The sequence below is a fragment of the Pantoea sp. RCC30.1 genome (assembly GCF_058148845.1).
In genome coordinates this window covers 43,535-50,334 of the sequence record NZ_JBXUHX010000029.1, presented here as the reverse complement: position 1 = coordinate 50,334, position 6,800 = coordinate 43,535, and the positions used below count along the sequence as shown (strand labels likewise).

General features: G+C 55.9%; 10 protein-coding genes. 6 read left to right on the top strand and 4 right to left on the bottom strand.

The features are described from left to right. The 3 genes from AC2LB6_RS20125 to coaD all read left to right on the top strand — a co-directional run. Positions 1-763 (top strand): 3-deoxy-D-manno-octulosonic acid transferase (locus AC2LB6_RS20125; RefSeq protein WP_490094859.1); only part of this gene is annotated, 763 nt, incomplete at its 5' end. Further along, a complete protein-coding gene (locus AC2LB6_RS20120; RefSeq protein ID WP_490094858.1) occupies positions 763-1,539 on the top strand; it encodes a glycosyltransferase family 2 protein in 777 nt (258 codons plus the stop codon). The genes AC2LB6_RS20125 and AC2LB6_RS20120, both read left to right, overlap by 1 nt. Then, a complete protein-coding gene (gene coaD / locus AC2LB6_RS20115) occupies positions 1,536-2,015 on the top strand; it encodes a pantetheine-phosphate adenylyltransferase (protein WP_490094857.1) in 480 nt (159 codons plus the stop codon). The genes AC2LB6_RS20120 and coaD overlap by 4 nt, the downstream gene beginning before the upstream one ends. Here the strand turns inward: coaD and mutM are convergent. The 4 genes from mutM to radC all read right to left on the bottom strand — a co-directional run bounded on the left by mutM (position 2,012) and on the right by radC (position 4,212). After that, positions 2,012-2,821 carry a bifunctional DNA-formamidopyrimidine glycosylase/DNA-(apurinic or apyrimidinic site) lyase gene (gene mutM, locus AC2LB6_RS20110; RefSeq protein WP_490094856.1) on the bottom strand — a complete coding sequence of 270 codons (810 nt, stop codon included), beginning with the start codon at positions 2,819-2,821 and terminating at the stop codon, positions 2,012-2,014. The two genes, coaD and mutM, sit on opposite strands and share 4 nt — an antisense overlap. Positions 2,822-2,890: 69 nt before the next feature. Then, positions 2,891-3,058 carry a 50S ribosomal protein L33 gene (rpmG, locus tag AC2LB6_RS20105; RefSeq protein WP_003024094.1) on the bottom strand — a complete coding sequence of 56 codons (168 nt, stop codon included), beginning with the start codon at positions 3,056-3,058 and terminating at the stop codon, positions 2,891-2,893. A 19-nt stretch (positions 3,059-3,077) separates the two neighbouring features. Continuing rightward, positions 3,078-3,314 (bottom strand): 50S ribosomal protein L28, encoded by a 237-nt coding sequence (rpmB, locus tag AC2LB6_RS20100; protein WP_006121249.1) that lies wholly within the window; start codon positions 3,312-3,314, stop codon positions 3,078-3,080. A gap of 241 nt (positions 3,315-3,555) precedes the next feature. Further along, positions 3,556-4,212, bottom strand: a complete 657-nt coding sequence (gene radC, locus AC2LB6_RS20095) for a RadC family protein (RefSeq protein WP_490094855.1) — start codon at positions 4,210-4,212, stop codon at positions 3,556-3,558. 180 nt (positions 4,213-4,392) lie between these two features. Here radC and coaBC point away from each other — a divergent pair, with 180 nt between their 5' ends. The 3 genes from coaBC (at position 4,393) to slmA (ending at position 6,769) form a co-directional block, all read left to right on the top strand. Next, on the top strand, positions 4,393-5,613 hold the full coding sequence (gene coaBC, locus AC2LB6_RS20090) for a bifunctional phosphopantothenoylcysteine decarboxylase/phosphopantothenate--cysteine ligase CoaBC (RefSeq protein ID WP_490094854.1): 1,221 nt from the start codon (positions 4,393-4,395) through the stop codon (positions 5,611-5,613). Further along, positions 5,591-6,049 (top strand): dUTP diphosphatase, encoded by a 459-nt coding sequence (gene dut / locus AC2LB6_RS20085; protein WP_022624903.1) that lies wholly within the window; start codon positions 5,591-5,593, stop codon positions 6,047-6,049. The genes coaBC and dut overlap by 23 nt, the downstream gene beginning before the upstream one ends. A 123-nt stretch (positions 6,050-6,172) precedes the next feature. Next, on the top strand, positions 6,173-6,769 hold the full coding sequence (gene slmA / locus AC2LB6_RS20080; RefSeq protein ID WP_010258372.1) for a nucleoid occlusion factor SlmA: 597 nt from the start codon (positions 6,173-6,175) through the stop codon (positions 6,767-6,769). Positions 6,770-6,800: the final 31 nt, after the last annotated feature.

Here is a 6,800-nt window from a genome sequence, read left to right as displayed (position 1 = left end):
GCTGTTGCAAAGCATCACGCTGATCGCGGCGCAGAACGCAGAAGATGGCGACCGCTTCCTGAGCCTGGGCCTGAAACGTTCACAACTGACGATTACCGGCAGCCTGAAATTTGATATTTCCGTGACGCCAGAACTGGCCGCCAGAGCGGTGACGCTGCGTCGTCAGTGGGCGCCTCGCCGTCCGGTGTGGATCGCCACCAGTACGCATGAAGGGGAAGAGGCTATTGTGCTGGATGCCCATCGTCGCCTGCTGCAGACCTTTCCGGATCTGCTGCTGATTCTGGTTCCCCGCCATCCCGAGCGCTTCAACGATGCACGAGAACTGACGCAGGCACGTGGCTTTAGTTTTATCCTGCGCAGCAGCGGCGAGATCCCTTCTGGCTCAACGCAGGTGGTCATCGGTGATTCGATGGGTGAACTGATGCTGCTTTACGGCATTGCCGATCTGGCGTTTGTCGGCGGCAGCCTGGTTGAACGGGGTGGGCACAACCCGCTCGAACCTGCCGCCCATGCTCTTCCGGTGCTGATGGGACCTCATATCTGGAACTTCAAAGATATCTGCAGCAAGTTGCAGGAGGGTCAGGGACTGATCACCGTCACGGACGTGATTTCGCTGGAAAAAGAGGTCACCAACCTGTTGCAGGATGATGATTACCGCCGTTATTACGGACGCCATGCGGTAGACGTGTTGCACCAGAACCAGGGTGCGCTCCAGCGTCTGCTACAGTTACTCGAACCGCATCTGCCACCCCGGACCCACTAATGTCAGTACGCCAACGTCTTTCCGTGGTGATGATCGCCAAAAATGAAGCGGAACTGCTGCCTGATTGCCTTGCTTCGGTCAGCTGGGCCGATGAAATTATCGTTCTGGACTCTGGCAGCAGTGACGACAGTGTCGAAATCGCCACGCAGGCCGGGGCGCAGGTCTACCGCAACGATGACTGGCAGGGCTATGGCATTCAGCGCCAGCGCGCGCAGGACTATGCCACTGGCGACATGATTCTGATGATCGATGCGGATGAGCGTGTTTCACCCGAACTGCGTGCCGCGATTGAGCAGGTGCTGGCCGCCCCCCCCAGCCGCACGGTTTATAGTCTGGGCCGCAGTAATCTGTTTCTCGGCCGCTTTATGCGCCACAGTGGCTGGTATCCCGACCGCGTAATGCGCCTCTATCCCCGCACCTTCCGCTACAATGACAATCTGGTGCATGAATCACTGCAGAGTGACGGCGCGCCTGTGGTGGCGTTGCCTGGCGATCTGGAACATCTGACCTGCCGCGATTTAGTCGCCTTTCAGCGTAAGCAACTGGCCTATGCTGAAGCCTGGGCTAAGGAACGCCATCAGTGCGGTAAGCGTTGCAGCCTGTTTTCTGTGTTCAGCCATACGCTGGGCGCGTTTGTGAAAACGCTGCTGCTGCGTGCCGGTTTTCTCGACGGCAGGCAGGGCTGGATTCTGGCGGTAGTCAACGCGCAATATACCTTCAATAAATATTCAGCCCTCTGGGCGCTGAATCATGCTTCGGCAAAAGGGCGAGTATGACCACGAAAGCCATCTATCCCGGTACGTTTGATCCTGTGACGCTTGGCCATGTCGACATCGTGACGCGTGCAGCACAGATGTTTGATCAGGTCATTCTGGCCGTTGCCGCCAGCCCCAGTAAAAAACCGATGTTCAGCCTGGATGAGCGCGTGGCGCTGGCTGATGAAGTCATAGCCCATCTGCCCAACGTTAAGGTCGTCGGCTTCAGCGACCTGATGGCAAATTTCGCCCGTGATCAGCAGGCGAATGTACTTGTCCGTGGCTTACGTGCAGTGTCAGATTTTGAATTTGAAATGCAGCTGGCGCAGATGAATCGTCATCTGCTGCCGACGCTGGAAAGTGTCTTCCTGATGCCGTCTGAAGGTTTTTCTTTTATCTCTTCTTCACTGGTCAAAGAGGTGGCGCGTCACGGCGGCGATGTCAGCGCCTTCCTGCCCGCGCCGGTACATCAGGCACTGCTGGCTAAACTGGCTTAATGCTGGCAGTTCGGGCACCAGTAGGTGCTGCGCTGCCCATGCCTGCCGCTGACAATCGGCGTACCGCATGCACGGCAGGGTTCACCTGCCCGGCCATAAACCTGCAACTGCTGTGCAAAATAGCCCGGCTTGCCGTCGGTCTGTAGGAAGTCACGCAGCGTGGTCCCGCCCTGCTCAATCGAGCGTAACAGCACCGCTTTGATGGTATTGACCAGTAGCTCTGCTTCGGCCTGCGACAGGCTTCCGGCAGCACGATCGGGAATGATCCCGGCGGTAAACAGAGACTCGCTGGCGTAAATGTTTCCCACGCCCACCACAACTTTATTATCCATCAGCCACTGCTTGATCAGCGTCCGCTTGCCACGTGACTTATCGAACAGGTAAGCCCCGTCAAACGCCTCGCTGAGCGGCTCCGGCCCGAGATGTGCCAGTACGCTGCTCCCTGCCAAATCGCTGCTCCAGAGCCAGGCTCCAAAGCGGCGCGGATCGGTGTAGCGCAGCACTTTACCGTTGCTCATCACTAAATCAACATGGTCATGCTTCGCCGCTGGCAGCTCCTCTGACAGCACGCGCAGGCTGCCCGACATGCCAAGGTGGATAATAATCCAGCCATGCGGCAGCTCCAGCAGCAGATATTTCGCCCGGCGCTGCACGCTGAGAACCGGTTGATCGCTCAGCGCCAGGATCTCCTGCGAAACAGGCCAGCGCAGACGTGAATTACGCACCACGGCGTGAAGGATGGTTTCACCAACCAAATGCGGTTCGATACCGCGGCGGCTGGTTTCAACCTCTGGCAACTCTGGCATACCCTCTCCTCAGCGTTTTACACAAACAAAAAACCCGGCCGGAGCCGGGTTTTTAGCAGAACACTAAAATTACTTAATTTTAGCTTCTTTGTAGAGCACATGCTGACGCACAACCGGATCGAACTTTTTCAGTTCCAGCTTCTCTGGTTTAGTACGTTTGTTCTTCGTGGTGGTATAGAAGTGACCTGTACCAGCAGAGGAAACCAGCTTGATCTTCTCACGAATACCTTTAGCCATGATTCAGTTCCTTAGTACCTTAGTACTTCTCACCACGGGCACGCATATCGGCTAACACCGTATCAATGCCCTTTTTATCAATAATACGCATACCTTTAACAGATACACGCAGAGTAACGAAGCGCTTCTCGCTCTCAACCCAAAAACGGTGTGAGTGCAGGTTCGGAAGGAAACGGCGTTTCGTCGCGTTCATTGCGTGGGAACGGTTGTTACCCGTCACCGGACGCTTTCCAGTTACCTGGCAGACTCGTGACATGTCAATATCTCCAAAAATCAAATCAGCTCGAGCTTTAAAAATTAGGTTTGGGCCGCCTCGTCAGGCTTGCAGCCCGCCAGGCGAATTCCATGGAACCCGCTAGACTGGCCTAACCGCCAAACCCGAGATTCTCAAAGGTGGCGTAGTATACGCCGCTCAGCCCAAGTGCTCAAGTCCCGAACAGATAAAGATCCCGAATGATCGGGCAAAAAGACGCCACATGGAGTGAAATTTCCCCGTATCAGAGCCATCCCCGCTCCGCAAACGAGACATATTCACCATGACCAATCACCAGATGATCGAGCAAGCGGATGTCGAGCAACTGGCAGGCTTCGCTGACTTTATGGGTCACTTCACGGTCTGCCCGGCTCGGTTCGGCCATGCCCGACGGGTGATTATGCGCCAGTATCAGGGCGGCTGCGTTGAGCTTCAGCGCTTCGCGGACGATCTCGCGGGGATGAACCTCCACGCTGTTAATGGAACCCGAGAACATATTTTGCGCCCGCAGCACCCGATGCTGGTTATCCAGAAACAGGACCATAAAGATTTCACGCTCCTGATGGGCTAACAGACTTTGCAGATACTGGCGCGTGATTTGTGGATTTTCCATTGCGCTTTCGCGGGCCAGCTTACTGGCGAAAAAGCGCTTCGCCAGTTCGGCAATCGCGTGAAGTTGTGCCAGCTTGGCATCACCGACCCCTTTGATTTCAACGAATGCCGCTTTTTCTGACGTCATGAGCTGATAAAGCGAGCCAAAACCGTCCAGCATCTGTCCGGCCAGTTCAAGAACGTTCTGCCCCGGCGATCCGGTACGCAAAAAAATGGCCAGCAGTTCGGTATCGCTGAGCGAATGGGCGCCCAGCTTCTGAAGTTTTTCACGTGGTCCCTTAATTTTCATGTTCGCTCTCCCTGAGATGCGCCTCAGAATGGCTCATCCTGGAGAGAGCGGCTATCAGTGGAGCGGCAATCTACGAGACGGATCGCAAAGGCAGTCGCTGAAAAGGCGCATTCGCGCTTTTGTGATAAAGTCCGTGCATTCGCCGCCGCGAGCGGCAGAGAGCTTAGTGAGGCCAACATCATGATGGGATTAGCCGGCAAAAAAATTCTTCTTGGCGTGAGCGGTGGTATCGCTGCTTACAAAGCACCTGAGCTGGTGCGCCGCCTGCGCGATCGTGGCGCTGATGTGCGCGTAATGATGACAGAGGGCGCTAAAGCGTTTATTACTCCGCTCAGCCTGCAGGCCGTCTCCGGCTATCCGGTATTTGACGATCTGCTTGATCCAGCTGCGGAAGCGGCGATGGGTCATATTGAACTGGCAAAATGGGCCGATCTGATTGTGCTGGCACCAGCCACTGCCGACCTGATTGCTCGTGTTACCGCCGGTATGGCAAACGATTTGGTGACGACCGCTGTGTTAGCGACGGCTTCACCCGTCGCGGTGGTGCCCGCCATGAATCAGCAGATGTATCGCGCGGCGGTGACCCAGAAAAACCTTCAGACGCTTCACGAGCGAGGCGTGCTGATTTGGGGACCGGACAGCGGCAGCCAGGCCTGTGGTGACGTCGGGCCGGGTCGGATGCTTGACCCGCTGGCGATTGTTGACCATGCGGTGCAGTGGGCCGCGCCCGTCAACGATCTGCAACATCTCAACATTATGATTACCGCCGGCCCGACCCGAGAGGCACTGGATCCGGTGCGCTACATCACGAATCACAGCTCCGGAAAAATGGGCTTTGCGATTGCGGCTGCGGCTGCCAGGCGCGGCGCGCAGGTGACGCTGGTCAGCGGCCCGGTCACCCTGGCTGCACCTGCCGGTGTGCGACGCGTTGATGTTAACAGCGCGCTGGAGATGCAGGCTGCTGTGATGAGTGAGATAGATAAACAACATATTTTCATTGCAAGCGCAGCCGTGGCAGACTACCGGGCAGCCGATATTGCGGCCGATAAAATCAAGAAACAGGGTGGCGATGATAACGTCACGCTGAACCTGGTAAAGAATCCCGATATTGTTGCCGGCGTCGCCGCACTTCAGAAAAACCGGCCATTCGTCGTTGGATTTGCTGCTGAAACACAGAATGTGGAAGAATACGCCCGGCAAAAACGGATGCGCAAGAATCTGGATCTGATCTGCGCTAACGACGTCGCTAAAGCCGGACAGGGGTTTAATAGCGACACCAATGCTCTTCACCTTTTTTGGCAGGATGGAGAAAAACGCTTACCGCTCAGCGATAAGTCTCTCCTTGGCCAACAATTAATAGACGAGATTGTCAGCCGTTATGATGAAAAAAATAGACGTTAAAATCCTGGATCCGCGCGTCGGCAAAGAGTTCCCATTGCCGACCTACGCGACTTCAGGTTCCGCTGGGTTAGATTTACGCGCCTGCATTGATGATGTTCTCGACATCGCACCAGGCACCACAACGCTGGTTCCGACTGGCCTGGCGATTCATATCGCTGACCCCGATCTGGCCGCAGTGATCCTGCCGCGCTCAGGCCTTGGCCACAAACATGGCATCGTGCTGGGCAACCTGGTGGGTCTGATTGACTCTGACTATCAGGGACAGCTGATGGTATCGGTCTGGAATCGCGGTCAGGAAAGCTTCTCGCTGCAGCCCGGCGATCGCATGGCACAACTGGTGTTTGTACCCGTAGTGCAGGCGGAATTTAACCTGGTCGAAGATTTCGACGCCAGCCTGCGCGGCGAAGGCGGCTTCGGCCACTCCGGTCGCCAGTAACCCGCATTACCGACTTTCACTTACGCCCGTTATTTTTCCTCATCGTCGCAGGACGCGCGCGTTCCTGTGGCAGATGCGTAGGTGTTGCCTGTTTTTAGGTGAATTTCAGGGGTCTTTAAGGTCATGGCAGAAAAAAAAGTCGCGAAGCGGAATCGTCGCGAAGAGATTTTGCAGGCTCTGGCGCAGATGCTGGAGTCGGGTGATGGCAGTCAGCGTATTACCACAGCCAAACTGGCAGCCACGGTGGGCGTTTCCGAAGCGGCGCTGTATCGTCACTTCCCCAGTAAGACACGGATGTTCGATAGCCTGATTGAGTTTATCGAAGACAGTCTGATTACCCGCATCAATCTGATCCTCAAGGATGAAAAAGAGACCATGACGCGTCTGCGTCTGATCGTGCAATTGATTCTGGGATTTGGTGAGCGTAATCCGGGACTGACGCGCATTCTGACCGGCCATGCTCTGATGTTTGAGCAGGACCGACTGCAGGGACGTATCAATCAGCTGTTTGAGCGGATTGAAGTGCAACTGCGACAGGTGATGCGTGAACGGAAAATGCGTGAGGGCGAAGCCTTTCAGGCTGATGAGGCGTTACTGGCAAGTCAGCTGCTGGCGTTTTGTGAAGGCTTACTGTCGAGGTATGTCCGTTCAGAGTTTCGTTTCAGTCCTACTGCGGACTTTGAGGCTCGCTGGCCGCTTATTGCCGCCCAACTGGCGTAAAGGGTCAAAGAAGGCGGGCATTGCGCCCGCC